Annotated in this window: 20 protein-coding genes and 3 tRNA genes; 9 read left to right on the top strand and 14 right to left on the bottom strand. The window is 60.0% G+C overall.

Annotated elements, in window-relative coordinates:
* Positions 1–11 precede the first annotated feature (11 nt).
* Together AAHA41_RS05130 and astB are read right to left on the bottom strand one after the other, a co-directional pair.
* A tRNA-Tyr gene (locus AAHA41_RS05130) sits at positions 12–96 on the bottom strand.
* Positions 97–357: 261 nt separating this feature from the next.
* Positions 358–1,695 carry an N-succinylarginine dihydrolase gene (gene astB, locus AAHA41_RS05125; protein WP_323070378.1) on the bottom strand — a complete coding sequence of 446 codons (1,338 nt, stop codon included), beginning with the start codon at positions 1,693–1,695 and terminating at the stop codon, positions 358–360.
* 344 nt (positions 1,696–2,039) lie between these two features.
* On the opposite strand from astB, the gene topA reads away from it, so the two are divergent.
* Both topA and AAHA41_RS05115 read left to right on the top strand, forming a co-directional pair.
* Positions 2,040–4,661 carry a type I DNA topoisomerase gene (topA, locus tag AAHA41_RS05120; RefSeq protein ID WP_323062376.1) on the top strand — a complete coding sequence of 874 codons (2,622 nt, stop codon included), beginning with the start codon at positions 2,040–2,042 and terminating at the stop codon, positions 4,659–4,661.
* Between the two features lie 97 nt (positions 4,662–4,758).
* Positions 4,759–4,923, top strand: coding sequence for a hypothetical protein (locus AAHA41_RS05115; protein ID WP_165791285.1), 165 nt, complete (start codon positions 4,759–4,761; stop codon positions 4,921–4,923).
* A gap of 40 nt (positions 4,924–4,963) precedes the next feature.
* On the opposite strand, the gene AAHA41_RS05110 is transcribed toward AAHA41_RS05115, so the two are convergent.
* The 10 genes from AAHA41_RS05110 to AAHA41_RS05065 form a co-directional block, all read right to left on the bottom strand.
* On the bottom strand, positions 4,964–5,308 hold the full coding sequence (locus AAHA41_RS05110; RefSeq protein ID WP_323070386.1) for an MGMT family protein: 345 nt from the start codon (positions 5,306–5,308) through the stop codon (positions 4,964–4,966).
* Positions 5,309–5,463: 155 nt separating this feature from the next.
* A complete protein-coding gene (locus AAHA41_RS05105) occupies positions 5,464–7,329 on the bottom strand; it encodes a beta-N-acetylhexosaminidase (RefSeq protein ID WP_323070379.1) in 1,866 nt (621 codons plus the stop codon).
* Positions 7,314–8,186 (bottom strand): BadF/BadG/BcrA/BcrD ATPase family protein, encoded by an 873-nt coding sequence (locus tag AAHA41_RS05100; protein ID WP_209296939.1) that lies wholly within the window; start codon positions 8,184–8,186, stop codon positions 7,314–7,316. The genes AAHA41_RS05105 and AAHA41_RS05100 overlap by 16 nt, the downstream gene beginning before the upstream one ends.
* A complete protein-coding gene (locus AAHA41_RS05095) occupies positions 8,179–9,894 on the bottom strand; it encodes a glycoside hydrolase family 9 protein (protein WP_323070380.1) in 1,716 nt (571 codons plus the stop codon). Before AAHA41_RS05095 ends, AAHA41_RS05100 begins: the two co-directional genes overlap by 8 nt.
* A gap of 114 nt (positions 9,895–10,008) precedes the next feature.
* Positions 10,009–11,001, bottom strand: a complete 993-nt coding sequence (locus AAHA41_RS05090) for an ABC transporter ATP-binding protein (RefSeq protein WP_043851339.1) — start codon at positions 10,999–11,001, stop codon at positions 10,009–10,011.
* An 11-nt stretch (positions 11,002–11,012) separates the two neighbouring features.
* Complete coding sequence (locus AAHA41_RS05085) at positions 11,013–12,032, bottom strand: ABC transporter ATP-binding protein (RefSeq protein ID WP_323070381.1); 1,020 nt, start codon at positions 12,030–12,032, stop codon at positions 11,013–11,015.
* Positions 12,029–12,949 carry an ABC transporter permease gene (locus AAHA41_RS05080; protein WP_041208962.1) on the bottom strand — a complete coding sequence of 307 codons (921 nt, stop codon included), beginning with the start codon at positions 12,947–12,949 and terminating at the stop codon, positions 12,029–12,031. The genes AAHA41_RS05085 and AAHA41_RS05080 overlap by 4 nt, the downstream gene beginning before the upstream one ends.
* Position 12,950: 1 nt before the next feature.
* The gene (locus tag AAHA41_RS05075; RefSeq protein WP_033115357.1) at positions 12,951–13,934 is read right to left on the bottom strand and encodes an ABC transporter permease; all 984 of its coding nucleotides are present in this window, start codon (positions 13,932–13,934) and stop codon (positions 12,951–12,953) included.
* Between the two features lie 119 nt (positions 13,935–14,053).
* Entirely contained in the window at positions 14,054–15,739 is a 1,686-nt protein-coding gene (locus tag AAHA41_RS05070) for an ABC transporter substrate-binding protein (protein WP_041208961.1), read from the bottom strand.
* A 415-nt stretch (positions 15,740–16,154) separates the two neighbouring features.
* Entirely contained in the window at positions 16,155–19,592 is a 3,438-nt protein-coding gene (locus AAHA41_RS05065) for an ATP-binding protein (protein WP_279011817.1), read from the bottom strand.
* Positions 19,593–19,841: 249 nt separating this feature from the next.
* Here AAHA41_RS05065 and AAHA41_RS05060 point away from each other — a divergent pair.
* Both AAHA41_RS05060 and AAHA41_RS05055 read left to right on the top strand, forming a co-directional pair.
* Positions 19,842–19,917: transfer RNA gene (locus tag AAHA41_RS05060), tRNA-Gly, on the top strand.
* 57 nt (positions 19,918–19,974) lie between these two features.
* Positions 19,975–20,048 (top strand) — tRNA-Cys (locus tag AAHA41_RS05055).
* A gap of 43 nt (positions 20,049–20,091) precedes the next feature.
* Here the strand turns inward: AAHA41_RS05055 and AAHA41_RS05050 are convergent.
* On the bottom strand, positions 20,092–20,385 hold the full coding sequence (locus tag AAHA41_RS05050) for a hypothetical protein (protein WP_042029394.1): 294 nt from the start codon (positions 20,383–20,385) through the stop codon (positions 20,092–20,094).
* A 211-nt stretch (positions 20,386–20,596) separates the two neighbouring features.
* On the opposite strand from AAHA41_RS05050, the gene AAHA41_RS05045 reads away from it, so the two are divergent.
* The 5 genes from AAHA41_RS05045 (at position 20,597) to AAHA41_RS05025 (ending at position 25,090) form a co-directional block, all read left to right on the top strand.
* The gene (locus AAHA41_RS05045) at positions 20,597–20,797 is read left to right on the top strand and encodes a YbfA family protein (protein ID WP_005334863.1); all 201 of its coding nucleotides are present in this window, start codon (positions 20,597–20,599) and stop codon (positions 20,795–20,797) included.
* A gap of 183 nt (positions 20,798–20,980) precedes the next feature.
* Positions 20,981–21,448 carry a GNAT family N-acetyltransferase gene (locus tag AAHA41_RS05040; RefSeq protein WP_203975370.1) on the top strand — a complete coding sequence of 156 codons (468 nt, stop codon included), beginning with the start codon at positions 20,981–20,983 and terminating at the stop codon, positions 21,446–21,448.
* Between the two features lie 170 nt (positions 21,449–21,618).
* Positions 21,619–22,914, top strand: a complete 1,296-nt coding sequence (locus tag AAHA41_RS05035; protein WP_139396410.1) for a PAS domain-containing methyl-accepting chemotaxis protein — start codon at positions 21,619–21,621, stop codon at positions 22,912–22,914.
* A gap of 160 nt (positions 22,915–23,074) precedes the next feature.
* Positions 23,075–23,629: a DUF3332 domain-containing protein gene (locus AAHA41_RS05030; protein ID WP_321150364.1), complete on the top strand. Its 555-nt coding sequence runs from the start codon at positions 23,075–23,077 to the stop codon at positions 23,627–23,629.
* An 87-nt stretch (positions 23,630–23,716) separates the two neighbouring features.
* Positions 23,717–25,090 (top strand): HD domain-containing phosphohydrolase, encoded by a 1,374-nt coding sequence (locus tag AAHA41_RS05025; protein ID WP_323070382.1) that lies wholly within the window; start codon positions 23,717–23,719, stop codon positions 25,088–25,090.
* A 77-nt stretch (positions 25,091–25,167) separates the two neighbouring features.
* On the opposite strand, the gene AAHA41_RS05020 is transcribed toward AAHA41_RS05025, so the two are convergent.
* Positions 25,168–26,226, bottom strand: coding sequence for an FUSC family protein (locus AAHA41_RS05020; RefSeq protein ID WP_033113665.1), 1,059 nt, complete (start codon positions 26,224–26,226; stop codon positions 25,168–25,170).
* Positions 26,227–26,244: the final 18 nt, after the last annotated feature.

The following is a 26,244-nucleotide window of genomic DNA, read 5'->3' as shown; positions in this document are numbered from 1 at the left end:
TTGCACTTGAATGGTGGAGGGAGAAGGATTCGAACCTTCGAAGGCAGAGCCGTCAGATTTACAGTCTGATCCCTTTGGCCGCTCGGGAACCCCTCCCCAAGTGCGAGGCGCATACTAACAGATCTTCGCTCTTTGTGAACCCCTTGAAGCGTTTCTGGCAGCAAAAAATGACTGTTCGTCGATTTTTTGATACATCGTGCTCAAAATTCAGACTTATCAGCAAGTTGTGCGCTGCTTTTCTATGCAGTCCCGTTGCTGGCTCAGGTCGAAAAATTCAGCATTTGTTGAGGGACAGACAAAAAGACCGCCTGACATGGCGGTCTTTTGCTGAATTGAGCTTGATCTCTGGTGCGATGATTAGCGCTGGAACGGGTAGATGGACCCCAGTTTCAGGATCTGGGTCAGTTCGTCCAGTGCGCTGCGAGACTCCTGCACCAGGGTCGGATCACGCAGATCGTCCAGGGTCAGGCGGTCACGATAGTGGCGATCGACCCAGCCATCGAGGCGGGCGAACTGGCTGTCGTTGATCAGGCAGGCCTGATTGACCGCCGCGAGTTCGGCATCGTTCATGGCGACCCGTAGCCGCAGACAGGCGGGGCCGCCGCCATTACGCATGCTCTGCTTGACGTCCATGTAGTGAACGGCCTTGATCGGTGTGTTCATGGTCAGCAGCTTGTTCAGGTACGCCGACACCGCCGGATTGTCGCGGCACTCGGTGGGGGCGATGATCGCCATTTCGCCATTGGGCAGGGTGAGGATCTGGGTGTTGAACAGATAGGACTTCACCGCATCCAGCACCGATACTTCAGTGGTCGGCACCTCGATAAAGTGCAGCTCCCCTTCGCCAAACTTGGTCTGCACCTCGGCCAGCGCCTGTTTGGTGTTGAGAAATGCCTGCTGGTGGAAGAAGAGCACGTTCTGGTTACCCACCGCGATCACGTCGTTGTGGAATACCCCCTGATCGATCACCTCCGGATTTTGCTGGATAAAGACCACGCTCTCCTCATCAAGACCATGCAGGCGGGCGATGGCCTGACTCGCTTCCAGAGTCTGGCGGGCCGGATAGCGCTTTGGTGCCGGGCGGGAGAGATCAAAGGCGCTGCGACCATAGACGAACAGCTCGACTCCCGCTTCGCCATAGGCGCGGCAGAGCCGGGTGTGGTTGGCTGCCCCCTCATCGCCGAAGTGATCGTTCTCCGGCAGGTGAAGGTGGTGGCTGAAGTGGCGTTCGTTATTGAACACGGCACGCAGGATCCGGCCAGTGACATCCGGCTCGAGTGAGCGGTGAAACTTGTTGGTCAGGTTGGCGGGGGTAAAGTGAATGCGGCCATCCTGAGTATCGGCACTCGGGGAGACGGTGGCGGCGTTGGCAGTCCACATGCTGGAGGCCGAATAGCAGGCGGCCAGTACGGCAGGAGCCTGTTTGGCGGCCTGCTCCAGCACCCGGGCATCGCTGCCGGTAAAGCCGAGGCGGCGCAGGGTGGCAAGATCGGGGCGCTCTTGTGGCGCCAGAACCCCCTGGGTCATGCCGAGCTCGGTCAGCGCCTTCATCTTGCGTAGCCCCTGCTTGGCCGCCTCTTTCGGGTTGGAGGCTTCCTGGGCGTTGTTCTGGGAGGCGACGTTGCCGTAGGAGAGACCGGCGTAGTTGTGGGTCGGGCCGACCAGTCCGTCGAAATTGACCTCGAAGTGCTTCATTGAGTACATCCTTTCGATTTTTATGATGGGTAGCGGATTCCTTCCGCGCACAATGCGTCGGGGTGGGGCCATTATAAAGAGATTTTATGTTTTTGTAACAAGCCGGTAACCAGCAGACGTTTTTATGTCGTTTCAGATATAAAAAGAGGGGCCGTATGGCAGAAAAATGAAAAAGCGGTTGCACCCGACGCTGACCCTTCGCATTAATAAATAAAGAAGCAGCGCGGTAGGGGCTGGTCAGGCAAATTGAGTCACAAGATTGCTTTTTCCCGTCAAATCTCTTATACAGCCCCACAAAACCGCACACCAACCCCGTCGGGTGCAATGAGGATAATAGTTACAGCATGGGCAAATCACTGGTCATAGTGGAGTCTCCGGCCAAGGCCAAGACCATCAACAAATATCTGGGCAAGGACTACGTGGTGAAATCCAGCGTGGGTCATGTTCGCGATCTGCCCACCAGCGGCAGCGCCAGCACCGAGCCCAAGAAACCCGTCATTCGCGGCATCAAGTTGAGCGAAACCGAAAAGGCAGCTAAGGAGCGCAAAGCCCTGTTTGCCCGGATGGGGATCAACCCGACCGCGGGCTGGCAGGCCAACTACCAGATTTTGCCCGGCAAGGAGAAGGTGGTCAGCGAGTTGCAAAGTCTGGCCGAGAAGGCAGACACCATCTATCTCGCAACCGACTTGGATAGAGAAGGGGAAGCGATCGCTTGGCACCTGCGCGAGATCATCGGTGGCGACGAGAGCCGCTACAAGCGCGTAGTGTTCAACGAGATCACCAAAACCGCCATCAAGGAGGCGTTTGCCCAGCCCTCCGAGCTCAACATTGACCGCGTCAACGCCCAGCAGGCCCGTCGTTTCCTCGACCGTGTCGTAGGTTACATGGTCTCTCCGCTGCTGTGGAAAAAGCTGGCTCGCGGCCTCTCTGCCGGTCGGGTACAGTCCGTCGCGGTGCGTCTGATCGTCGATAAAGAGCGCGAAATCAAGGCGTTCGTGCCGGTCGAGTTCTGGGATCTCAACGCTGACCTGCTGACTGGTGACAAGGCTGATCTGCGGATGGAAGTGGTCAGCCGCAACGGCGCCGACTTCAAGCCGGTCACCCAGGCCGAGACCTTTGCCGCCGTCGCAGCGCTGGAAGGGGTCGACTACAAGGTAGTGAACCGGGAAGACAAGCCGACCGGCTCCAAGCCGTCCGCGCCCTTCATCACCTCCACCCTGCAGCAGGCGGCCTCTACCCGGCTGAGCTTCGGGGTCAAGAAGACCATGATGATGGCCCAGCGTCTCTATGAAGCGGGTTACATCACCTATATGCGTACCGACTCCACCAACCTCAGCAAAGAGGCGGTGGACGCGGTGCGGGAATATATCGGCGAGCAGTATGGCGCAGCCTACCTGCCGGCCGAGCCGAATCTGTATGGCGCCAAGGCCAATGCCCAGGAGGCCCACGAAGCGATCCGCCCCTCCAGTGTACTGGTGACTGCCGAGATGCTGGAAGGGATGGAACCGGATGCGATGCGCCTGTACGACCTCATCTGGCGTCAGTTCGTGGCCTGCCAGATGACCCCGGCTCAGTACGACTCCTCCACCCTGACCGTCAAGGCGGGCGAGTTCGAGCTCAAGGCCCGTGGCCGTACCCTGCGCTTCGCCGGTTGGACCAAGGCGTTGCCGCCGATGGGTCGCAAGGGTGAAGACAGCCAGTTGCCGGCTGTGACTGTCGGCGAGGTTCTGAAACTGGTCAAACTGGATCCGCGTCAGCACTTCACCAAGCCGCCCGCACGCTTCACCGAAGCAGCGCTGGTGCGCGAGCTGGAAAAACGCGGCATCGGTCGTCCCTCTACCTACGCCTCCATCATCTCCACCATCGTCGATCGTGGGTATGTGCGGGTCGACAGTCGCCGTTTCTTCGCCGAGAAGATGGGCGAGATCGTCACCGACCGTCTGGTTGAGAACTTCGTCGAGCTGATGAACTACGAGTTCACCGCCAAGATGGAAGACAAGCTCGATGGCATCGCTGAGGGGAGCCTTGAGTGGAAGAAGGTGCTGGATGCCTTCTACGCCGAGTTTACCCATGAGCTGGAGAAAGCGGACAAGGCGCCGGAAGAGGGTGGCATGCGTGCCAACCAGATGGTGCTGACCGATATCGATTGCCCGGATTGCGGCCGCAAGATGGGTATCCGTACCGCCACCACCGGTGTGTTCCTTGGTTGCTCCGGCTATGCCCTGCCGCCGAAAGAGCGCTGCAAGAAGACCATCAACCTGGTCTCTGCCGACGAATTTGTCTCCGCCACCGATGGCGAAGAGGCGGAAACCGAGGCGCTGCGTGCCAAGCACCGCTGTGGCGTGTGCGGCACCGCGATGGATGCCTACATCATCGACGACAGTCGCAAGCTGCACGTCTGTGGTCGCAACCCCGATTGCGATGGCTACGAAATTGAAAAAGGTCAGTTCAAGCTCAAGGGCTACGAAGGGCCGAGCATCGAGTGTGACCGCTGTGGCAGCGAGATGCAGCTCAAGAACGGCCGTTTCGGCAAGTACATGGGCTGTACCAACGAAACCTGCAAGAACACCCGCAAGATCCTGAAAAACGGTGACATCGCGCCGCCGAAAGAGGATCCGGTACCGCTGCCCGAGCTCAAGTGCACCCAGTCCGATGCCCACTTTGTGCTGCGCGACGGGGCTGCCGGTCTGTTCCTGGCGGCCAGCAACTTCCCCAAATCGCGCGAGACCCGCGCGCCGCTGGTGGAGGAGCTCAAGCGCTTCAAGGATCGCATCTCGGCCAAGCACAAGTATCTGGCGGGAGCCCCGCTCACCGATCCGGATGGCAACCCGGCCATAGTGCGCTTCAGTCGCAAGACCAAGGAGCAGTACGTAATGACCGAGGTCAACGGCAAGGCGACCGGCTGGACCGCTCACTACGATAACGGTACCTGGCAAGAGAGTTTGCCAAAGGCGAAGAAAGCCTGATGAGAAAGAGGCCCCGACAAGGGGCCTCTTTGCTTGTTGAGCAGCATATACTGAGTACCAGCTGCAAGGAGTGCAGCGTTGTAACAGGGAGGTGGTGATGGAGATACACGAGATCCGGCCGGGCATGAGCTGCATGACCCGTGAAGGGGCTGCCTATGTGCTGGAAGTGGACCGGCAGAGCTTGCTGGTGCTGCTGCAGCGCGAAGATGAGACTATTCCGGTGCAAGTACGCAGTGACGAGATCCTGGCTCCGCTGGAGTAAGCGTCAGCCCAACAATCACCACTTCAGGTGAAGAACAACGTCAAAACGGCAGTAAAAACAGCAGCTCGGCCAGGTCGGGCTGCCACTGCCAATCCCGCATTCTGACTCGCCCGCCAATCACGGCAACCCCCTCTTCCTGCAACAAGCCGACCTGGGTGGCAAATCCTTCAGACCCATTGGGCAACGAAATGGTACCGGCAGCGCCCAGCACCCGATGCCATGGCAGCACCTTGTCGGTCTCCCGCAGCACCTTGCCCACCAGCCTTGCCCGTCCAGGCAGACCCGCCAGATCGGCTACCTGACCGTAGCTGGCCACCTTGCCTGCAGGAATAAGCGCGATAATCGCCTCGAGTCTGGCCACTTTTTCATGGGAGGGGTGATACATGGATATGCTGCTGTTGCCGTTGAGTGGATGGGTCATTGTGGCTTCTCGGCAGGGCCGGGAGCAAGGCGTGGCAGAGGTTGGAATATCTGATATCAGGGGATGGTGGGGCCTGAATGAAAAAAGGCGGCCTGAGGGCCGCCAAAGTAAAGACAACATTACCTCTGTGGCATCCGGTAGCGCACCTGCAGCTGGTCGAGGATCTGCAGCTGGCCGGGCAGCCGGGCGGCGAAGTGCTCCCACCCCTTGAGGGAGGGATCGCTCCAGGCCACCTCGGCCGTGGCCAGCATGCGCGGGAACAACATGTAGTCGAGACGATCGCGCGAGGTGATCAATTCTGACCACAAGGGGCTCAGCACCCCGAGGATGTTATCGCTGGCATGGAAATCGGCGGGAGCAGGGTCGCATGAGTAGATCTGCTCCAGATTGAGGGTCCCCGCCCAGTAGAGGCCGGGTTCGTGAATATCGGCGTTCCAGGCGAGATCCAGATAGAGGAACTGGGCGGGCGCCATCACCACCGGATAACCGGCCGTGGCCGCGTCCAGCCCCGCCTGAAAGCTGGTCCAGGCGCAGATGGCCGCTTTGCGGCTCACCTTGTCACCATGGAGGATCTCCTCCCAGCCGATCATCTGTTTGCCTCTGGCGGCCAGATAGCGCTGGCAGTGGCGCAGCAGATGGCCCTGCAGTTCGCGGCAGTCGGCGTAGCCCTGCTCGGTCATCAGCTGCTGGCAGGCGGGACTGTCGGTCCAGACACCGTTTGGAACTTCATCTCCCCCCATGTGGATCTGGGGGCCAGGGAAGAGCTCGCACACCTCGTCCAGCACCGCTTCCAGAAAACGGTAGGTGCCGGGGAGGGCGGGGTTGAGCACATTGTCGTCAAAGTGCTGCACCGAGCGGTAGCGGGAGCGATCAGCCTCTTCCACCAGCAGCTCCGGCAGCGCCTTGATGGCTGCGTGGCAGTGCCCCGGAATGTCGATTTCGGGGATGATGGTGATACCAAGTCCGGCGGCATAGGCCACCAGCTCGCGCACCTCGCTCTGGGTGTAGTAGCCACCGTAGGGGTTGGGGCCGCCGCTCAGCTGCGGATCTATGGCCAGATCATGGCCGCGCCAGGCACCCACCGTGGTGAGCTCGGGGAAGGCGTTGATCTCGAGGCGCCACCCCTCGTCATCGGTCAGATGCCAGTGGAAGCGGTTGAACTTGTAGAGGCTCATCAGCTTTAGCAGTCGCTTGATGGTCGCCGTGCTGTGAAAGTGGCGGGCGCAGTCGAGAAAGATGGCCCGAAAGCCAAAGCGCGGGCTGTCCTCCAGCGTCAGGCAGGGCAGGCTCTCGCCGTGCTGCAGATACCACTGGGCCAGCGTGACCAGAGCGTGGCGCCAGCCACTCTCGCCCGCAGCGGCGATCACTATCTCCTCTTCGGTGATGGTGAGCCGGTAGGCTTCGGGGGCCAGCGCTGTCTCAACCAGCCTGATCTCGGCGTCGTGATCCTGCTCCAGTGCCAGTGATGTGAGCTCGTTGAAGTGGCCAAGCAAGCCGCTGATATCGCGAACGGCGCTCACGTGGGCCCGCTCGGCGAGGCGAAAATATCCCTCCTGCAGTGTCAGATGTGCGGGCTGCGGCACTATGCCGGGCAGCGGCTCGACGTCCGGTAGGTCTGGCTTGCGGGTGAGCGGATTTTCCAGCCCCAGCTCCTCTGCGGCCAGGGTCACCGGCAGCAGCTGGGGGCCAGTGGTGGCGTCGGGCAGGCTCAGGAAGAAGCCCTGCGGCATGTCGGAGATCTTCTTGATGGGAGTCTGGCGGCAGCAAAACAGGATCTCGTTGCTGCCAGCCTGCGGGATCAGCACCTTGTAGCTACCGCTCTGGCGCTCAAGCTCGCCCCCTTGCAGCGATTCCGGGTCGATATGGCGTGCCAGACAGAAGTGCAGCTTCCACGCCTCTGCCGGCAGGTTGGACAGGGTGAAGGCAAACCAGACATCCTCGCCATCACGTCGGGTGACCCGGGAGTGGATCAGGGGTGTAGACATGGATAATCCTCTGATTGGGCAAACAGGATGGCCCCGTCGAGTGCATCGCTTCTGGGGGCCACAAGGTTAAGCTCGCCAAGGCGAGGGGCGAGGCGGGTGCCGATACCTCCCAGCAGGGCGATCTCGGTGGCACCCAGCAACTTCATTCCCTCCAGCAGGGTGGTGAGTTGGGCGCAAGTCTCATCCAGCAACTGGTTGGCGAGGTCGTCGCCGTCGCTGGCCGCATCGAACACCCAGGGGGCGAAGCGGCCGTAGTCGGCTGGGATGGCGCGAGCAGCCCAGCGCACTACCTCGGTCTGATCCCGTTTGAAGTGGTCGAGCAAACGGATGGCCAGGGTGCTGGGTGGCAGGATGCCGTCGTGGCAGAGCAGGGATTGCTGGATGGCGCGTAAGCCCAGCCAGGCGCCGCTGCCGAGATCCGAAATGGGAAAGCCCCGCCCGGAGCAGGTGCGGATCTGGTGATTCTGATACACCAGCCCGACCGAACCGGTGCCGGCGATCAGGATGGCACCCTCCCGGCCACCAAAGGCGCCGAGGCAGGCGCCAAAGGCATCGGAGGTGAGCTTGACGCTGGCAAAGGGGAAGGGCATCTCGAGCAGGGCGTGATAGCAGTCGGCCAGCTCGGCGGAGGCGAGCGCCAGCCCGACCCCCATCTGTTGTTCGCACTCTATGCCGAGTCCAGCCGTAAGGCGGGCGCTGGCGATGGCGGCCAGCACATTGGCGTGAGCGTGAGGGATCCCCAGCTCCAGATTGGAGCCGGCGGCGCGCCCTTCGCCGAGCAGCTTGCCGGCCCGGTCCCGAATGCGGGCGCGGGTGTGGGTGCCACCGCCATCGACCCCGACCCAGTACTCAATCATGGCGACCTCCTGCGGCATTTTGCCAGCTGATGGCAAGGGCAAACCAGGCTGCATGGGGGATCCACTGCTCGCCCCAGCGCCAGTTCTGATCCAGCCGTTCCCTGTACACCTCTGGAATAAAGGCCACCTCATTTTCGTCATCAAACCCTGAGGTGATGCCGTTGCAGATGCCCCCCTGCGCATTGGGATAACCGGCTGTATAGGCGGGGTTATTGATGCCGTGACCGGCCAGCATGCAGGCGTTGAAGGGGTTTTGCCCGAGGATCCAGTCGAGCTGGTGCTGACCGAAAGTGCGCAGCAACCTGCTCTGTAGGGGCAACTGTGCTGCGGCGGCAAAGGCCATAGCGGCCAGCGAGGCCAGGCGGGCATTCTCCCCCTGCCACCAGTAACCGGACTCGTTGTTGTGGGGCATAAAGAAGCTGACGTGCGGCGCTTCATCCACCCCTTTGACATATTGGCGGGCGAGGGAGAAGGGGTTACCCGCCCGTGCGCAGAGTGCCAGCTCGGCGGCCAGTGCCTGCTCCACCACGGTCTGTGCCCGGGCCTTGTGCTCCTGATCCGGCTCTACGCCCAGGTATTCCAGCAGTGCCAGCACCGGCAGCCCCGCCTCGGCGGCGTGGTAGTAGGGACGCGAGCCATCCTCGTTGGCAGACCAGTAGTGACCCAGCTCAGGATGGATGCGCTGACGGGCGCAGAGCTTGCTGGCACGGACTCTCGCCTCGGCCAGCCATTCGGAGCCGAAGGTGCGGGTCAGCTCAACCGCCGCCAGCAGGGCGCAGTAGTCGTCGATGATGTTTTCGACCCCGTCGTCCAGATAGGCAAGGTTGTGCTCACGCAGATGCAGGTAGCCGCGTTTGGCCGCCTCGGCGTAATGGTTGGTATCGAAGTCACCGCCGATGTGCTCGCGGGCAGCGCGGGCCAGTGCGGCAATGGCCATGCCGCCCCCCTGGCGGAAACCGGCCTGCCAGTTGGCGGATTTGATCCCCTGCTGGGTGGCATAGGCGCACAGCTCGCGCTGGGCGGGATCCTTGCTCCACTTGTCGAACAGGGTCATGAAGAAGAAGCCCGACTCATCCTGCATCCGGCAGAGGAAATCGGCGCCGTGCAGCGCCTCGTCATTGAGCCGCTTGCAGAGGTTCACTCCGTCGATATCGCGGCGCGGGGCCAGCAGTTCCCGGCACTTGAGCAGGGACCACACCACCATGGGGGTCTGCTGGGGGTTGAGGTAGTTGGCGTAGGAGAGGTGGCTCAGGTATTTGCTCATGTCGCCGCTGGCATCGAACCAGCCGCCATGTACATCTCTGTGCTGGTCGGTGCCAAACAGGCGGGCGCTGCGGTCAGCCCGATCAAAGGTGCCACTGGCGCGCTGCCCCTTGAAGTAGTGAATGACATCGGAGAGGCAGCGGCTGGCCAGCAGATCCTGGCCGATGGCAAAACGGGTCGAGCGGACAATGCCTTGGGCAGTGATCGCCTCCAGCCGATAGTGGCCGGGCTCCTTGAATGCAGAGAAGTCGGCGCGCCAGTAAGCACGCCCCTGCCAGCCGGGGACGCTGCCAGCCGCTTGTAGCGGGGTTTCAAACAGGATCTGGCCATCATCAAGGCGTTGCAGCCTGACGTAGCCGCCGAGATCATGGGCGGGGGAGGCTTGCAGCAGGGCGACCTTGTGCCCGTCGCACTCGTAGCCCACCTGATTGATCAAGAGTTCCATCAAGGTATTACTCCTGTGGTTCACCGCCGGGCGGTGAGGCACATCACGGGGCTATGGCCGCCCCGTATCGAGGCATGGCCGGACTGTGCTGTCCGGCCGGTCTAAGGCTCACTATCACTCGTAGAGGTAGCAACGCACGAAGTGGTTGTCGGCAAGTCTGGTGATGGCAGGCAGACTCTCCTTGCAGCGAGGCATCGCCTGATTGCAGCGCCCGGCAAAGGGGCAACCGCAGGATTCCGGCGTCCAGAGCGGGATCTCTCCCTTGCGGCCGCCCTCAAGCTCGGCGTGGATGCTCTTCTCGGGGTCGGGCACCGCCGAGATGAGCAGCTGGGTATAGGGGTGCTGCGGGTGGTGCAGGATCTCGTCCACCTCGCCCCACTCCACCATGTGCCCCACGTACATCACCGCCAGATCTTCCGCCACGTAGCGAGCGGTGGCGATGTCGTGGGTGATGTAGAGCATGGAGACGCCAAGTTCATCCTTCATCTGCTCCATCAGGTTGAGGATGCCGATGCGAATGGAGACGTCGAGCATGGAGGTGGGTTCATCCGCCAATACCACTTCCGCCTCCACCGCCAGATTGCGGGCGATGTTGACCCGCTGGCGCTGGCCGCCGGAGAGCTGGTGCGGATACTTGGCTGCGGTCGCCTTGGCGGGGGTCAGGCCGACCTTCTCCAGCAGGGCGTAGACCATGTCGGGCAGATCTCTTTTGTCGATCACCTTGCTGTGCAGCAGCAGGGGGCGGGCGATGTGGTGGTATATGGTGTGGGTCGGGTTGAGCGAACCAAACGGATCTTGCCACACCATCTGCACGCTCTGGCGATAGTCCAGCAGGGCGGTGCCCTTGTTGAACTCCTCCAGATCGTGACCGCGATAGAGAATGCGCCCGGCACTGAGCTTGTACATCTTGGCGATGATCTTGGCGATGGTGCTCTTGCCGGAGCCCGACTCCCCGACCACCGCCAGGGCGCGGCCCCGGTGCAGGTTGAAGGTGATGTCGGAGAGCGCCCGCATCTTGCCACTCTTGATGGCATTGGAGTTGACGGGGAAGTCCTTGTAGAGGTGTTGGACTTCGATGATGGGGGCATCGGTTTTGGCGATTTGCATGACAGACATCCTTAACAGCCAGCGGCCTTGTCCAGATAGATCAGGGGATCTTGTTGTTCATCCTGCACGTCATAGAGATGGCAGGCGGTCTGTTGCCTTGGGCGGATCTCGGCCAATCTGGTGTACTCCTGACGGCAGCGCTCGTGCACCTTGCCGCAGCGGGCCTGAAAGCGGCAGCCGACCGGCACCTCCAGCAGGTTGAGCGGCGTGCCCGGGATCCCCTCCAGCACCTTTTTCGGCCCGTGCAGAGGCGGGAAGGAGTTGCCGAGCCCTTTGGTATAGGGGTGCAGCGGCGCAGTCAGGATAGCCTTGGAAGGAGCCACCTCCACCAGTTCACCGGCATACATGATGCCGATGCGATCGCAGAACTCCACCATCAGGGAGAGATCGTGGGTGATGAACAGAATGGAGAAGTTGAACTTCTCTTTCAGGGCATAGACCTTCTGCAGGATCTCCCGCTGCACCACCACATCGAGCGCCGTGGTCGGCTCATCCATGATCAGGAGCTCGGGGTTGAGCGCCATGGCGATGGCGATCACCAGCCGCTGGCGCATGCCACCGGAGAACTGGTGCGGGTAATCCTTGAGCCGGCTCGGGTGGATATCGACGATGGTAAGCAGCTCCTGGGCGCGCTTGATCGCCTCGTAGCGGGTCATGCCGGGGTTGTGGGCCAGCAGCACGTCGCAGAACTGCTCCTCCATCCGCAGTACCGGGTTCAGGGCGTTCATGGCGGACTGGAACACCACCGACACCTGTTGCCAGCGGTAGGAGCGCAGCCGCTCGTCACCGTAGTGGAGGATGTTCTCTCCCTTGAACAGGATCTCGCCGCCGCTGATGTAGGCGGGCGGCTTGTGCAGCCGGGCTACCGAGAAGGCGACGGTGGATTTGCCGCAGCCCGATTCGCCGGCGAGACCGAAGATCTCGCCCTGTTTGATATCGAAGCTCACCGAGTTGACGGCGCGCACGTCGCCATTTTCGGTGATGTAGTCGACGCAGAGGTTGCGTACTGACAGCAGGGGATGCTTGTTCATGCTGTCTTCTCCTGTACAGCTGATACCGCAGAAGGGGTTGGCGCGGCGAGTTTTTTCCAGCGGTTGAGCCCTTTGTGGGAGCGCAGCTGCGGGTTGGCAATCTCGTCGATGGCGAAGTTGAGCAGGGCCAGACCGGCACCCAGGGTGGCGATGGCAAAGCAGGGGGCCAGGATCTCCCACCAGGCGCCGACCAGAATGGCGCTGGAGGTCTGAGCGTTGTAGAGCATGATGCCCCAGCTCACTACGGTCGGGTCGCCAAGGCCGAGGAACTCCAGGGTCGCTTCGGTGACGATGGCGTAGATGATGGAGCCGATAAAGCTCACTCCGATGATGGAGATGAGGTTGGGCAGGATCTCCACCAGAATGATGCGCCAGGCCGGTTCGCCCAGCACTTCGGCGGCGATGACGAACTCCTTCTCGCGCAGCGCCAGAGTCTGGGCGCGGATGACCCGCGCGCCATAGGCCCACGAGGTCAACCCTATTATCACCGCAATGACCGCCGGCGACGCCTCCCCGATAAAGCTCGCCAGCACCAAGAGCAAGGGGAGGTTGGGGATCACCAGCACCACGTTCATCAGGAAGGTGAGGCACTCGTCCACCAGACCGCCAAAGTAGCCGGCGGTGATGCCAATGGCGACGGCCAAGGTGCAGACCAGCAGGCCTGCACTAAAGCCCACCAGCAAGGAGATACGGGCGCCATTGGTGAACTGGGACCAGATATCGTGGCCCATGCGGGTGGTGCCCATCACGAACTCGGCGCTGGGCGGCTGGTGGGGGCGGGCAACCCGCTTGGTAGGCTCGTTGCTGGCCAGCAAGGGGGCAAACAGCGCCATCAACACGAAGGTAACCACGATGACGAGGCCGCAGGCAGCCTTCTTGTTGCCCAGCAGGATTTTGAGAATGGTCGGCATACGCATCTTATTTGCCTCCTGTACGCAGACGGGGATCCAGGAAGACGTAGAGCACGTCGGCCAGGAAGTTGAAGCTGAGCATGGTGATGGTCATGATGAGCAGCTGCCCCTGAATGAGCGGGTAGTCGCGGGCCAGAATGCCTTGATAGAGGGTCAGGCCCAGGCCGGGATAGTTGAAGATAACCTCGGTGATGAGAGAGCCACCGATGACGAAACCGAGCGCCATGGAGAGGGCGGTGACGCTGGGCAGAATGGCGTTGCGGGCGCCGTAGTTGAAGATCACCCGGTTGCTGGAGAGCCCCTTGGCCTTGGCCATGGTGATGTAATCCTCGCCCAGCAGGTTGATCATGTTGTTGCGCATGGTGATGAGAAAGCCCCCCACCTGCACCATGGCCAGAGTGCCGACCGGCATGATGGCGTGGGTCAGGATGCTCTTGATGTGCTCCCAGCCCCAGTCCGGCGTGATCTCCGGGCTGTAGGCGTAGCCAATCGGCAGCCATTCAAGACTTACCCCGAACAGGAACAGGGCAAGCAGGGAAACCACCACCGGCGGAATCGCCTGCATCACCAGAGTGAGCGGGGAGAGGATGCTGTCCATCCGGCCGCCGCGATACCAGGCGGCGAAGATGCCGACGATGGATCCGACGGAGAAACTCAGAATGGTGGAGGTGCCCACCAGAAACAGGGTCCAGCCGATGGCGCGTCCCAGCACGTCCGAGACCTGCTGTGGATAGAAGCGCACCGAGGTGCCGAGATCCCAGGTGAAGACACTCTTCACATAGGTAAGAAACTGGGTGCCGATGGGGCCGTCCACAAAGCCGAAGGTGGCCTTGAGCGCTTCCAGTGCGGCGGGTTCCATCATGGCGCCAGCGCGGGCAAACATCACGGAAACGGGATCGCCGGGCATGGCTCTGGGTAACAGGAAGTTGATGGTGGCGGCTACCAGAAAGGCAACCAGATAGAAGGAGAAGCGTCTCAGTATGAATCCCATGATGATACCTTTTACTGCAAGTCCGCCCCGCGTCGGGCATGGCTACCCCAACCCCGGCAGATGCGGGTAGAAGGGGGGATCAACGGGGAAGATGGCCCCCCGCAGGGGGCCGGGATTGTTTAGCTGTTTGGCTTGAGTGCCAGGATGTGCAACAGACGCTCGGGGGTGTCCGGGTGGAGCTGCGGCTTGGCAACCGGGTTGTCAGCGCTGAACCAGCCGTGGAAACGCTTGGTGCTGTACTCATACCAGGTCGGGTTGTTGAAGACCGGTATGATGGTCTGGTTGGCACCGACCCGCTCCTGAATCGCGAACATGATGTCCTTCTGCTTGGCTGCATCGGCGGTCTGGGTGAAGTCGTCGATCAGTTTGTCCAGCTCGGGATCCTTGTAGCGGGGAGCCGCAAAGCGGTTGCCACGCTCACCCATGTTGCGGGAGTGGAAGGCTGTCTCGAAGTACTTGTGCGGGTTGGCACCGGCAAAGTAGCCCTGCAGCGCCACATCAAAGTCGCCAGTGATGAGGTTCTCGGTCCAGACGGTCGCTTCCGGGGTGGCTGTCTTGGCATTCAGACCCAGTGCCTGCAGCCCTTCCACGCCGATCTGTACTGTGTTGACCCAGTCGGTCCAGCCGTTTGGCACCAGTACCTTGAACTCGATCTTTTTGCAGCTCGGGGTGTCGAGGAACTTGTCGCCGTCACAGTCCTTGTAGCCAGCCTGCTTCAACAGGGCCTTGGCCCCTTCCAGATCGTATTTGTTGAACTTGCCGTACTTCTTGTCCACATCCGGGTTGTTCCAGGAGGCGAACGCCTTGCCGAGCCCCGACGGGTATTCGTTGACAGTCGGGTAGCCGTAGCCCGCGATATCCACCATGGACTGGCGATCCATCGCCATGGAGAAAGCGCGGCGGAAGTTGACGTCATTGAAAGCTTCGTGGTTGCCCGGGTTTTTGGTCTGGAAGTTGACGTTGAACGCCACGGTGCCGGAAGCCGGGAACCAGTACTTGTTGTTCTTCGGATCGTTGCCGACGTAGAGACGTTCGATATCCGGTACGAAGGAGCCGAACCAGTCGATGTCGCCTTTCATCACAGCTGCCAGCACCTGATCGTTGGTGGCCATCTGCGGCATGCGGATACAGTCGATGGAGAGGTTGGCGTTATCCCAGTAGTGCGGGTTGCGGCACTGGGTGTAGAGCTGGGCGGAGAAGTTCTCCACTTCGGTGAAGGGGCCGGTACCGACCGGTTTGTCGTTGGTAAAGGCAACCGGGTCTTTCACCGACTTCCACTGATGCTCCGGTACGATGGGCACCAGTACCAGATCGTTCACCACGTTGGTGTTGACCTCGGTCAGGTCGAACTTGACCTTGTTCGGGGCCAGCTTCTCGACGCTCTTGATCTGGGTCCAGATCGAGCGCTCATCCAGCGCCTTGTTGGCTTTGACCAGATTGAAGGAGAACAGGATGTCATCAGCGGTAAAGGGCTGACCATCTGACCACTTCACGCCGTCACGCAGATCGAAGGTGACGGATTTCAGGTCTTTGCTGAACTCGTAGTTGGTGGCCAGACGATAGACGGGTTTACCACCCTGCATATCGTTGAAGATCACCAGCGGTTCATAGATGAAGTGACGGGTAGTGTGCAGCAGGCCTGCTTGCAGGAAGGGGTTGAAGTTCTTGACCCAGGCGGTTTCCTGCTGTGCAACCATGGTCAGCACAGTCTTGTTTTCGGCAGCCATGGCATTGCCGGCAGCACCGGCAAGCATCATGGTTCCCAGCATTACAGCGGTAGAGATTTTGGATACTTTGGCAAGCATATGTTTTCCTTTCTTATTTTTTTGGCATTCCCGAGGGTTCGCCTTGTTTGTGTGAGCACCGGTTTCGCATGCTGATGAGACCGGCCCTCGTTGTTGGTTGGGTGTCTGCACCCTTGTCGTTTTGTTTTCCAACGCCCTTAGCAAAACAGAGTTAACAGGAAAACAACAACTGTTGATTTCGTTGTTTTCGTAAAAATCCCGAGTCTTACGTCAATTTCGTCAAAATGGATTTTTATCTGTTGTAAATCATATCGTTAAGTTCGTTCTTTCTGCGCTAAAAGTTGCCTTGAAAACAACGTTCATGACAAATATGTGACGTGGATCGGCTCGGATTTCAGGGGGTATATCGGGCTTTGTTTTGCTGGAAAAAGAAACCGGTTTGCCAAGTGTGAGCCAGCGCGCATCCTGCGCCGGCTCACACCTTGCGGTTGGCAAGCTGACGCAGGGTCTGGGCACTCTGTTGCAACTGCTGGCGCTGTTGCTCGTTGAGCGGGCAGTGGCCCAGCACATACTCGGTGGTGGCAACGACCGTCTTCCAGCGCGGCGATTTGGGCAGGGTGTCCAGATTGAGGTACTTGTCGAGAGTGCGGGTCTGCGGGCTGGATCTGTCCATGTAGACGCGCCACAGCTTGCTCTTCTCCGCCAGCACGATTTTGCCCTTGCCGGTGCCCTGCTGCCATGCATCCAGGGTGAGCTGCATGGTCTCCACCAAAGCGCGGCGCAGGGGCTCGTCATCCTGCTGGCGAATGAGGTTGTCGGCCAGCGAGCGGAATTCGCCGCCCAGCCGGCTCAGCTCGCCCAGCAGTTGCTCATCTTCGATGATGGCCTGACGGGAGAGGTTTTTGAGAGCGTTCTCCAGCGCCACGATGCGGCTCTCATCCTGGCGTTGTTCAGTGGTAAAGGTGAGGGCAAAGGCCGCTTGCCCCCCGAGGGTGATGGGCAGGGCACGGGCATTGAGCTCATCTTTCTGGCCTGCCACCAGAAATTCCACAATATGCTCCCGCTGGCCAGCCAGATCGGGCCACTGCTCTTTCAATGGCTCGGCCAGCCACTCGTCGATAGCTTGTCCCTCCATGGTTTCCGGCTCCTGACCCAGCAAGCGAGCCAGTACCCGGGAGGCGAACAGCACTGTGCCCTGCTCATCGATAAAGAGCATGGGGTCGGCCCCTTCGCCTAGCAGGGCCAGCAGGCGCATCTGATCCTGATGGAGTCGCTCCTGCAGGGTGAGACGATGTTCGATCTCCTGTTTCAGCAGCCGGTTTTCCACCAGCGAGGCTCGCCCCGCCTTGGCCTCCAGCAAGGCTTTCACCCGGGCGAACAACTCCTCTTTGCAGAAGGGTTTGACCAGATAGTCGTTGGCGCCGGCATTGAATCCTTCCTCGATATCCTTGGGCTGGTTGAGGGCGGTGAGCAGCAGCACCGGCAGCTTCTCTTTGGGATGATGCTCCCGGAGCCGGCGGCAGACATCGAAGCCGGAGAGGGTCGGCATCATCACATCGAGCAGGATGAGATCCACCGGCTCCTGGGTGAGCTTGGCCAACGCATCGTGGCCATCGCTGCTGGGCAGAATGCGATAGCCGCAGGGCTGCAAGAGGTGACGCAGGATGTGCAGATTGATGGGTTCGTCGTCCACCACCAGGATGAGGGGGGCCCCTTCGGGCGGCGGAGGCAGATCCTCGCTCTCCCAGTCGGGCAGGATGAGCGGCTGCTGGCGCACCAGTTGCAGCTCAATCTGACGGCTGCCCTGAGTCAGCGGGGCGCTCTTGCCGGTCGCGAGCGGCAGGGTGAAGGCAAAGGTGGAGCCGACGCTCGGCTCGCTCTGTACGCTCAGCTCGCCCCCCATCAGGTGCACCAGCTGGCGAGTGATGGAGAGGCCAAGGCCGGCACCCTGCTTGCTTACCTCCGGGCTCATCTGTACCAGCGGTTCGAAGATATGCTCCAGATGCTCGGGGGAGATGCCAATGCCGGTATCGGTCACCTTGATGCGCAGGAAGTTGCCCTCCACCATGGCGCTCAGCACCACCTTGCCCTGCGGCGTGTACTTGATGGCGTTGCCGACCAGATTGTAGAGCACCTGTTCGAGGCGCTGTTCGTCGGCCAGCACGGGGGGCAGCTCGGCCGGGCTGATATCCACCAGAGTAAGCGGTTTGGCCTGTACCAGATGCTGGCAGAGGTCGAGCACCAGCCGGATGACCCCCTTGGAGGAGACGGGCTGGGGGTGGATCTCCAGCTGGCCGTAGCGCATCTGGTGGTAGTCGAGCAGATCGTCCACCAGACGGGCCAGACCGTCGGCACTCTTGATGATGAGGCCAAGTTGTTTCTGCTGTCCTTCAGTCAAATCTTGCTGGCTGGCGAGCATCGATTCGGCCATCCCCTTGATGCCGTGAATAGGTGTGCGCAGCTCGTGGGAGGTATTGGCCAGCAGTTCATCCTTGAGCTTGTCAGCCTGCTGCAGGCTGAGATTCTGCTTGTGGGTCAGCTTGACCTGCTGCTGCAGCTCTATGGTCTGCTGCTCGATGAGTTCGATCTTCTCCTTCACCGAGCGCTGCATATGGCGAAACGCCTGCGCCAGCCGGTCGATGTCATCGCCGGTGCGCTCGATGGCGATGGGGTGATCCAGCGCGCCATCGGCAACCTGCTCGGCCGCCTCGGTCAGGGAGCGCAGCGGCGCCGTGATGGAGTGAGAGAGCCAGCGGGAGAAGAGGATCAGCAGCAGCAGGGAGCCAGCACCCAGCACGATGACCAGCGTCTCCAGCTGGCGGATGGGGGCATAGGCTTCGCGGGTGGAGATCTCGGCGATAAAGGCCCACTCGGTATCGAATACTTTCACCTGGGTGTAGGCGGCGAGTACATCGTCATCCTGATAGGAGCGAAACAGCCCGACCCCTTGCTCGCCAGAGAGGGTCTTGGTGACGAGAGGGGTCTGCAGCAGGCGGAAATTCTGGCTGAAACTGTTCTCGACGCTGTACTCCGGCGCCAGCCAGGCATCGGCCCGCATCCGTTTGTCGGGGCCGATGAGAATGGTCTCGCCGGTTTTTCCGAGCCCCTCCCGCTCCGCCATGATCTGGTTGAGCTTGTCTGGCAGCAGCTCGAAGATGACCACCCCGCGCACATAGTCGTACTGCATCACGGGGGCGGCCATGTAAGCGACCACCTGACCGGTCAGCTCGTTGCGGCCAAAGTCGGTGAATTCGAAAATTTGTTGCGGCTTCTGGCCGCCATCGAGGCGCCGCTTGATCTTGGCGAAGGTCTGACCGAGGCCACTGCTCTGATAGGGGCCCGAGAGCAGGTTGGTGGCAAAGTTGGGGTGTTTGGTGACCGAATAGACGACATCGCCGTTGAGGTCGACCAGAAAGATGTCGCTGTAGTTGGATTTGCGCACCATGTCGGCGTAGCCGCGATGAAAGCGCTGATGCACCCGGCCATACATCTCGTCAGCCAGAATGAGGGCACTGATGGAGGGTTCGATTTCGACTTCGGGATCCGGCTTTTGCAGCTGATCCCAGGAGCCCGGCACATAGCGGGCCTGTGCCCGGGCACGGGCCTCTTGAGGCGTGGTGCCCAGTTTTTCAAAGGCACCGGCAAAACCGTAGAAGCGACCGATACTGTTGCCCGCAAAGTCCTGCTGGGAGAAGTTGGTGATCTGCTCCTTGAGGTTGTTGAAGTAATCCTCAAGCTGGCTTTTTTTGATGTTGCGAACGGAGACCAGATGGTTGGAGGTCTGGGTGGTGAGGTCCTTGCCGTGGCTGTAGAGGAAGAAGAGGGTGACGACCAGGAATGGCACCATTCCCAACATGAAAAAAGCCAGCATTAGTTGCGGCCTGAGTCCACGAAGCCTGAAGATCCATTTCATCTTGTGAATTTCAATTGAGAATCCGGTTATTAAGCGGCTCAAGTTTCGAACTAAAGCGTAATCATTTCAACGACTTTATCCCAAATTCGCTTGGTTGGTCACAGCTGGGTGGCTGATTTTGCAGCAACCCGTCTAAAGGGTGAGCAAACGATCCGGCTGCGGCGCTTAAATGCGAAAAAAGGGTTGTGCTGTCGCTCGGGGTACGTATAATGCGCCTCGTTGTCAGGCAACTGGCACGAAAGCAGTAATGCGGGAATAGCTCAGTTGGTAGAGCACGACCTTGCCAAGGTCGGGGTCGCGAGTTCGAGTCTCGTTTCCCGCTCCAATTTTCCATCGCACCAACGATGGATATCACTTTCAAGACAATCAGTCTTGTCAGCATGGCGCGTTAGCAAAGCGGTTATGCAGCGGATTGCAAATCCGTTTAGTCCGGTTCGACTCCGGAACGTGCCTCCATCTTTCTTATTTCTTTTCAAAAAATCATCTCAAACGGAATTTATCAGTAGCTCTGTTGCAGCATCAGCCGTTCGCAGCCTGCTTCTCGCCACTGCCGTTCAAGATAGTGATTTACTTCGTCCACGTTTTGGCCCCGATTCTGAAACTGGCTTTCTGCACTGTATTGGGTGAGATCCGCCATCTGTTGTTTCAGTGTGCCGCACTGCCACAGACTCACGGTGGTTGGCCCTTGTCGGGCAAGCACGATGGCATCCCCCTGATTGAGCTGCCACTCATCGATTTGCGCCTTGGTCAAGGCGAGCATCAGCACCAGTAGAGCAACTTCTGAAAGCTTCATACGCATCTCCATACGGCACGTTTCCGCACTCATAACTGTGGCAGAGCGCACAATTTTCGCAAATGTGTTAACTGTTGGTTAATCACGTTGCTCAATTTCATTTATCCCGCTAATTTGCCGTTTTTATGAAAAAATATGGCTGAGGATGTAGTAATCCTACAGATAGTGGAGTAATCTTTGTTCAGTGGTCGTACCAGTAAGGAGTTGCATCATGTTTCATCCCTTTTCTCTGACTCAGATTATTCTTCGTCGCATTTATGTATTGCTGGTGGGCATTCTGGCGTTTCCAGTGATGCTGTTTCGTAGTGATCGCGCCCGCTTTTATAGCTATCTGCACCGCATCTGGAACAAAACCAGCACCAAGCCGGTCTGGCTCAAGATGAGCGAACGTGGCGAGCGGATCTTCTACTAAGACCCTCTTCGATAAAAAAGACAGCTTCGGCTGTCTTTTTTTATGCGTTTAAAAACAGATGGTTAATGCTCGACTCTGTTACTATCGCTGGTGCAAAAAGGGGATGTCACAATGTGGCAGCAGCTACGCTTTCCCCCCTGTTGGTTGCTCATTTTATGGATCCCGATGACGCAAGGAGCTGCGATGCTGATCCGTCAGGCCACCGAGGCCGATATTCCGATGCTGGTTGCCATGCGAATGGCGCTCTTCTGTGAAGTGGGGGAGTTACCGCACCCCGCAGCCGACCCCGCCCTGATACAGGCAACCGAACGTTATTTTACCAACGCATTTTTGAGCGGATCCGCTTTATCCTGGCTGGCCGAGGTCGATAAACAGGTTGTCGCGGCAGGGACTCTGGCGATGTTCGTGCGGCCACCCTATCCCGGCAATCTGGCGGGAAGAGAGGCCTATCTGCTCAACATGTATACCTTGCCCGATTATCGCAAGCAGGGTATAGCCAGTGCACTGCTCGATGCCATGGCGGCAGAGGCCATAGCCCGCAGGTTTGGCAAGGTATGGCTCCATGCCAGCGAGGCTGGCCGGCCTCTCTATGAGCGGATCGGTTTTGTCGCCAATCCGGCTTATATGGAGTGGCAACCACCTGCCCGGTGAGCCGTGACATGTCAGCCATCAGCCCGTCGTGTGATGGGTGACAATAAATAGCTTGTCAAAAGGGAGTCTGATGGCCCAGCCAGCTATGCTGAGGGTACACGCCGTCATTATCTTGTTGATCCACCATGTGGTTTGGCCATGGCGGGTGCCTGTCTGGAGGATATGTTTCGATGTTCAATAACAAATTGAAAGCCGAGTTGCAGCAGTGTCAGGAGCAGCTTCTGGAGCAACAGGGATTTTACGATGCAGTGCATGGCAGCGTCGCGACCATCACTTTCAGCCCTGATGGCACCGTGCTGGCCGCAAACGATCTCTTTCTCAACGTGGTGGGATTCAGCGCATCCGAGGTCGTGGGCCAGCATCACAGGATCTTTTGCGACAAGCAGTATGCCCAGAGCAGCGCCTACCAGCAGTTTTGGGCTGATCTGAAGCAGGGGCGTTCCCGTACCGGGGTCTTTCAGCGCTTTAATCGCCGCGGCGAGCCAATCTGGCTGGAGGCCACCTACTTCCCCGTCAAATTGCGCGGCGTAGTGACCAAGGTGATCAAGATTGCCGCCGACGTTACCGAGCATCATCTGCAACTGCTGAGCCAGCAGGCGGTGGTAAAGGCCCTTGATCGTTCTTTGGCCGTCATCGAATTCACGCCGACTGGAGAAGTGCTCACTGCCAACGCCAACTTCCTTAACACCATGGGTTACACCCTGGCTCAGGTGCAGGGCAAGCACCACCGCATCTTCTGCGATGACCACTTCTATCAGGAAAATCCCCACTTCTGGGAAGAGCTTGGACGCGGCCAGTTCAAATCCGGCCTCTTCTGCCGCCAGAATAGCCACGGCAGCAAGGTGTGGCTGGAGGCAACCTACAACCCGATCCTGGATGACAACCGCCGGGTGGTGAAGGTGATCAAGTTTGCCAGCGACATCACGGAGCGGATCAACAAGAGCGATGCGGTGCGCGAAGCGGCCATGCTGGCCCATGATGCGGCGCGGGAGACTCTGAGCTGTGCCGAGCGCGGGGCTGGGCTGCTCGCCTCGGTGGTCGATACCTCCAGCCTGATTGCCAGTCAGCTGACCCACAGCATCGGCCTTATCAATCAGCTGAACGAGCAGTCGCGCAGCATAGAGGCGATCGTCTCCACCATCAGCAGCATTGCCGATCAGACCAACCTGCTCGCCCTCAACGCGGCCATCGAAGCTGCCCGGGCCGGGGATCAGGGGCGTGGCTTTGCAGTGGTGGCTGACGAGGTTCGCCAGCTGGCGGCACGCACCTCGCTCTCTACCGACGAGATTGCCAAGGTGGTGCAGAACAACCGTGAACTGACAGCCAAGGTAACCGCCGAGATGTCTGATGTGGCGGGCAGTGCCGAGCTGGGCAAGCAGCAGGTAGGCGAGGTCAACGAGGTGATGAGCGAGATCCGCCGCGAGGCAAATAATGTCTCGGCCACGGTTTCGGGTCTGGCCATGTGACTCATCCGACCACAATAAAACCGGGGCACTGATGCACTTCTGACCAGTCAGTGCCCCAATCTGAACTCTTCCTGTATCACCCCGCCATTGTGAATTGTCCCCACCTCCTCTCTTGCTTAGGCTTGCCGCCTCATTCATAACCGAGCAGGAAAAGAACAAGATGGTACGACAACAGAAGGGGCGGGCGGCCGCGTTGCTGATGATGGTTGCGAGCATGGGGCTGAGTGGCTGCATGGGGCAGATGGGGCTATCCGGCATGGTGACCAAGGGCAATCTGAGCGTAGTGGATAACCGCTACGGCCGGGCTGGCGTCTTTATGCTGCTCTCCCCGATTTATGGTCTGGCGGCGACTGCCGACCTGTTCGTCTTCAATACCATCGAATTCTGGACTGGCAAGAACCCCATCACCGGCAAGTCACCGGCGGTGGTGGATATGAAAGTTGACCCGGTGATCAAGGTGAACCAGCACCTCGACCCCTCTCTTCACAAAGTGCCGCTGGCCATGTTGCCGCAAGGGGTGCGCGAGGTGGAGATCAGCTATCCCGACGAGCATACCGCCCAGATGGAGGTGCACTATCTGGATGGTCGCAGCAGCATGATGCGTGGCGAGAAGCGCGGCGAGCTGATGGATATCTATTTCGACGGCCGCTTCGTCTCTACCCTGAGCCGCGCTGAGCTGGAAGAGCGGGCGAATCAGGGCAAGGCTGCTGCCTAAATTCAACTGAATCCAGATCTATCCGGCACCAGATGGGGTATACATAATCAGCTGGCAAAATCGCCATGATGTCTAAGGGAGTAGACTATGACGGTGAATGGATTGCGATTGGCGGAGTTGATTGGTTCCCTCAGTCATGCGCTCGACATGACCGAGGGGCAACCAAGAGGGCATTGCATTCGCTGCTGCTGGATAGGTTCCCGTCTGGGGGAGCGGCTGGGACTGGATGCCCGGCTGCGCCATGATCTCTACTACACGCTCCTGCTCAAGGATCTTGGGTGCAGCAGCAATGCCGCCCGCATCTGCGAGCTCTATCTCACCGACGATCTTCACTTCAAACGCGATTTCAAACTGGTAGATGGCTCCCTCTCCGAGGTAGTCAACTTCGTGCTGGGCCATACCGGCCTGCAGGCGGATCTGCTGGGACGTTTTCGCAGCCTGTTTCATATCTTTCGCAACGGCGACCAGATTGCCAACGAACTGATCCAGACCCGCTGTCATCGGGGGGCGGATATCGCTCGCCAGCTCCGTTTCAGTGATGATGTAGCCGATGGCATCCTTTCCCTTGATGAACACTGGAATGGCAAAGGTCGCCCCCTGCAACTGGCTGGCGAGGCGATCCCGCTCTTCTCGCGCATTGCCCTGCTCTGTCAGGTGGTGGATGTGTTTCACGCAGCCGCAGGCCCGGATGCGGCGCTCAAGGAGCTGCGCGAGCGCAGCGGCAGCTGGTTTGATCCGGCGCTGGTTCGCGATTTTGAAGCGCTGGCGGACGATGCTTTCTGGCAAGGGCTGACTGATCCCCGACTGACCGAGTGGGTTCTGGTCCACCCGGCCGGACAGGGCGAAGTAGCGCTGGATGAGGATTATCTGGACGAGATCGCAGCGGCCTTCGGGCAGGTGGTGGACTCCAAAAGTCCCTACACCGCCGGTCACAGCGGCAGGGTTGCGCTCTATACCGACATTCTTGCCACCCAGATGGGGTTGCCCGAGCCGCGTCGGCGCTGGCTCAAGCGGGGCGCTCTGCTCCATGACGTGGGCAAGCTCGGGGTGAGCAACGCCATTCTCGACAAGCCGGGCAAGCTCGATGCGCAGGAGTGGGCTGCGGTGCAGATGCATGCCGCCTACACCGAGGAGATCCTGAGCCGCATCGGCGCCTTCGAGGAGCTGGCACAAGTAGCGGGCGCCCACCATGAGCGGCTCGATGGCAAAGGCTACCCCAAGGGCTTGCAAGGGGATGAGATTACCCTTGAGACGCGCATCATCACCACGGCCGACATCTTCGATGCCATCACCGCCAAGCGCCCTTACCGCGGTGCCATCCCCGTGCCGCAGGCGCTGGAGATGATGGCGGAGAATCTGGGCACCGCCATCGACCCCGACTGCTTTGCCGCCCTGCAGGCGGGTATTCAGGATTTCTCCCTCTACCTCACCCCCGAACAGCCGCTGGCCAATGCCAGTTAAGGTTTATAGCCCTGACTGCCCAAGCGGCCAGTCAGATAGCAAAACGCCCCGCAACTGCGGGGCGTTTTTTATGGCGCTCAGGCTGGCTGTTTGCGATGGGGCACGGTGAGGATCAGCCCCAGCAGGCGGCGCAGGTGGGTGAGCTGCTCGGTCAGCTGCACGTTGAGCCAGAGATAGCCGATGATGGCCGTCTCCGTATTGGCGGGCAGGTTGACCCGGGTTGCCAGCTCGTGCAGACGGGCGATGGCGGCCTCGGCGCCGCGTCCGTCGCCGGTTTGCAGCATCCGGGCAAGCTGGTTTATCGCCTCTTCGGTCGCCTGATGGCACTCGTGCAGCTCGCGGGTGCTCTGCATCAGGAAGTGGCTCTCCCGATCGTTCCAGTAGGTGTTGGCCAGCATCTCAAGGGTGCAGAGGGTATTGCGCATGGTGACCTGCACCGCATCAAACAGGGCGATGCTGTGGCGGGTCTCCTTGGCTGCCGGTGCCAGCAGGGCCCGCAGTTTGCCTGTCTGGGCCAGCAGCTGGGAGAGATTATGTTTGAGCTGCGGCCGCTCCAGCACGTTGGGGGAGAGGTGGGTGTGATAGAGCCGTCCCGACTGCTGCAGGATCTGGTGTAGCTGCAGCCGCCAGTGACTGTAAGCCCGCTGGGGGTAGATGCTGCAAAAGAGCAGTGCCAGCAGGGAGCCCAGCACCACGTCGCCGCTGCGCCAGAGGGCGGTATGGATATCACCCGGTTGGGCTCCCATGGTGACACCGAGGGTGATGCCGATCAGCAGTCCCACATAGGGGCGCTTGCCGAGCGCCAGATAGCCGCACAGGAACATGATGCAACCGCACCAGATCAGGGTGAGCGGCAGGGAGTAGATCTCGAGATAGAGCGCCACTATCCCGCAGCTGGCGCCGAAGATGGTGCCCACTACCCGCTGCAGGGCGCGGGAGAGCACATTGCCCCAAAACGAGATGGGGCCCATCACCACCACCAGCGTGATCAGCGGCCAGGTGCTCTCCGGCAGTTGCAGCTGGCGGGTGAGCAGAAAGGTGAGCATAAAGGCGAGCGCAATGCGCAGGCCATGGACGATGCGATAGTGGCCGTAGACCAACAGATCGAGCCGGGATAAGGGGGCATCAAGACGCACAGTGAGCCTCGTGTAAAG

The sequence above is a fragment of the Aeromonas sp. SER genome, assembly GCF_038739615.1.
Taxonomy (GTDB): domain Bacteria; phylum Pseudomonadota; class Gammaproteobacteria; order Enterobacterales; family Aeromonadaceae; genus Aeromonas; species Aeromonas jandaei.
The sequence above is the reverse complement of the archived record's forward strand: the minus strand, read 5'-3'. Positions and strand labels throughout refer to the sequence as shown.

What these genes read in the sequence shown, in the direction of transcription:
- AAHA41_RS05080 (WP_041208962.1), bottom strand. Translation starts at nt 12,949, where the DNA reads ATGCGTATGCCGACCATTCTCAAAATCCTGCTGGGCAACAAGAAGGCT.
- AAHA41_RS05115 (WP_165791285.1), top strand. Translation starts at nt 4,759, where the DNA reads ATGGAGATACACGAGATCCGGCCGGGCATGAGCTGCATGACCCGTGAA.
- AAHA41_RS05050 (WP_042029394.1), bottom strand. Translation starts at nt 20,385, where the DNA reads ATGAAGCTTTCAGAAGTTGCTCTACTGGTGCTGATGCTCGCCTTGACC.
- AAHA41_RS05040 (WP_203975370.1), top strand. Translation starts at nt 20,981, where the DNA reads ATGCTGATCCGTCAGGCCACCGAGGCCGATATTCCGATGCTGGTTGCC.
- AAHA41_RS05035 (WP_139396410.1), top strand. Translation starts at nt 21,619, where the DNA reads ATGTTCAATAACAAATTGAAAGCCGAGTTGCAGCAGTGTCAGGAGCAG.
- AAHA41_RS05075 (WP_033115357.1), bottom strand. Translation starts at nt 13,934, where the DNA reads ATGGGATTCATACTGAGACGCTTCTCCTTCTATCTGGTTGCCTTTCTG.
- topA (WP_323062376.1), top strand. Translation starts at nt 2,040, where the DNA reads ATGGGCAAATCACTGGTCATAGTGGAGTCTCCGGCCAAGGCCAAGACC.
- AAHA41_RS05030 (WP_321150364.1), top strand. Translation starts at nt 23,075, where the DNA reads ATGGTACGACAACAGAAGGGGCGGGCGGCCGCGTTGCTGATGATGGTT.
- AAHA41_RS05100 (WP_209296939.1), bottom strand. Translation starts at nt 8,186, where the DNA reads ATGATTGAGTACTGGGTCGGGGTCGATGGCGGTGGCACCCACACCCGC.
- AAHA41_RS05110 (WP_323070386.1), bottom strand. Translation starts at nt 5,308, where the DNA reads ATGTATCACCCCTCCCATGAAAAAGTGGCCAGACTCGAGGCGATTATC.
- AAHA41_RS05025 (WP_323070382.1), top strand. Translation starts at nt 23,717, where the DNA reads ATGACGGTGAATGGATTGCGATTGGCGGAGTTGATTGGTTCCCTCAGT.
- astB (WP_323070378.1), bottom strand. Translation starts at nt 1,695, where the DNA reads ATGAAGCACTTCGAGGTCAATTTCGACGGACTGGTCGGCCCGACCCAC.
- AAHA41_RS05105 (WP_323070379.1), bottom strand. Translation starts at nt 7,329, where the DNA reads ATGTCTACACCCCTGATCCACTCCCGGGTCACCCGACGTGATGGCGAG.
- AAHA41_RS05090 (WP_043851339.1), bottom strand. Translation starts at nt 11,001, where the DNA reads ATGCAAATCGCCAAAACCGATGCCCCCATCATCGAAGTCCAACACCTC.
- AAHA41_RS05095 (WP_323070380.1), bottom strand. Translation starts at nt 9,894, where the DNA reads ATGGAACTCTTGATCAATCAGGTGGGCTACGAGTGCGACGGGCACAAG.
- AAHA41_RS05045 (WP_005334863.1), top strand. Translation starts at nt 20,597, where the DNA reads ATGTTTCATCCCTTTTCTCTGACTCAGATTATTCTTCGTCGCATTTAT.
- AAHA41_RS05065 (WP_279011817.1), bottom strand. Translation starts at nt 19,592, where the DNA reads ATGAAATGGATCTTCAGGCTTCGTGGACTCAGGCCGCAACTAATGCTG.
- AAHA41_RS05085 (WP_323070381.1), bottom strand. Translation starts at nt 12,032, where the DNA reads ATGAACAAGCATCCCCTGCTGTCAGTACGCAACCTCTGCGTCGACTAC.
- AAHA41_RS05070 (WP_041208961.1), bottom strand. Translation starts at nt 15,739, where the DNA reads ATGCTTGCCAAAGTATCCAAAATCTCTACCGCTGTAATGCTGGGAACC.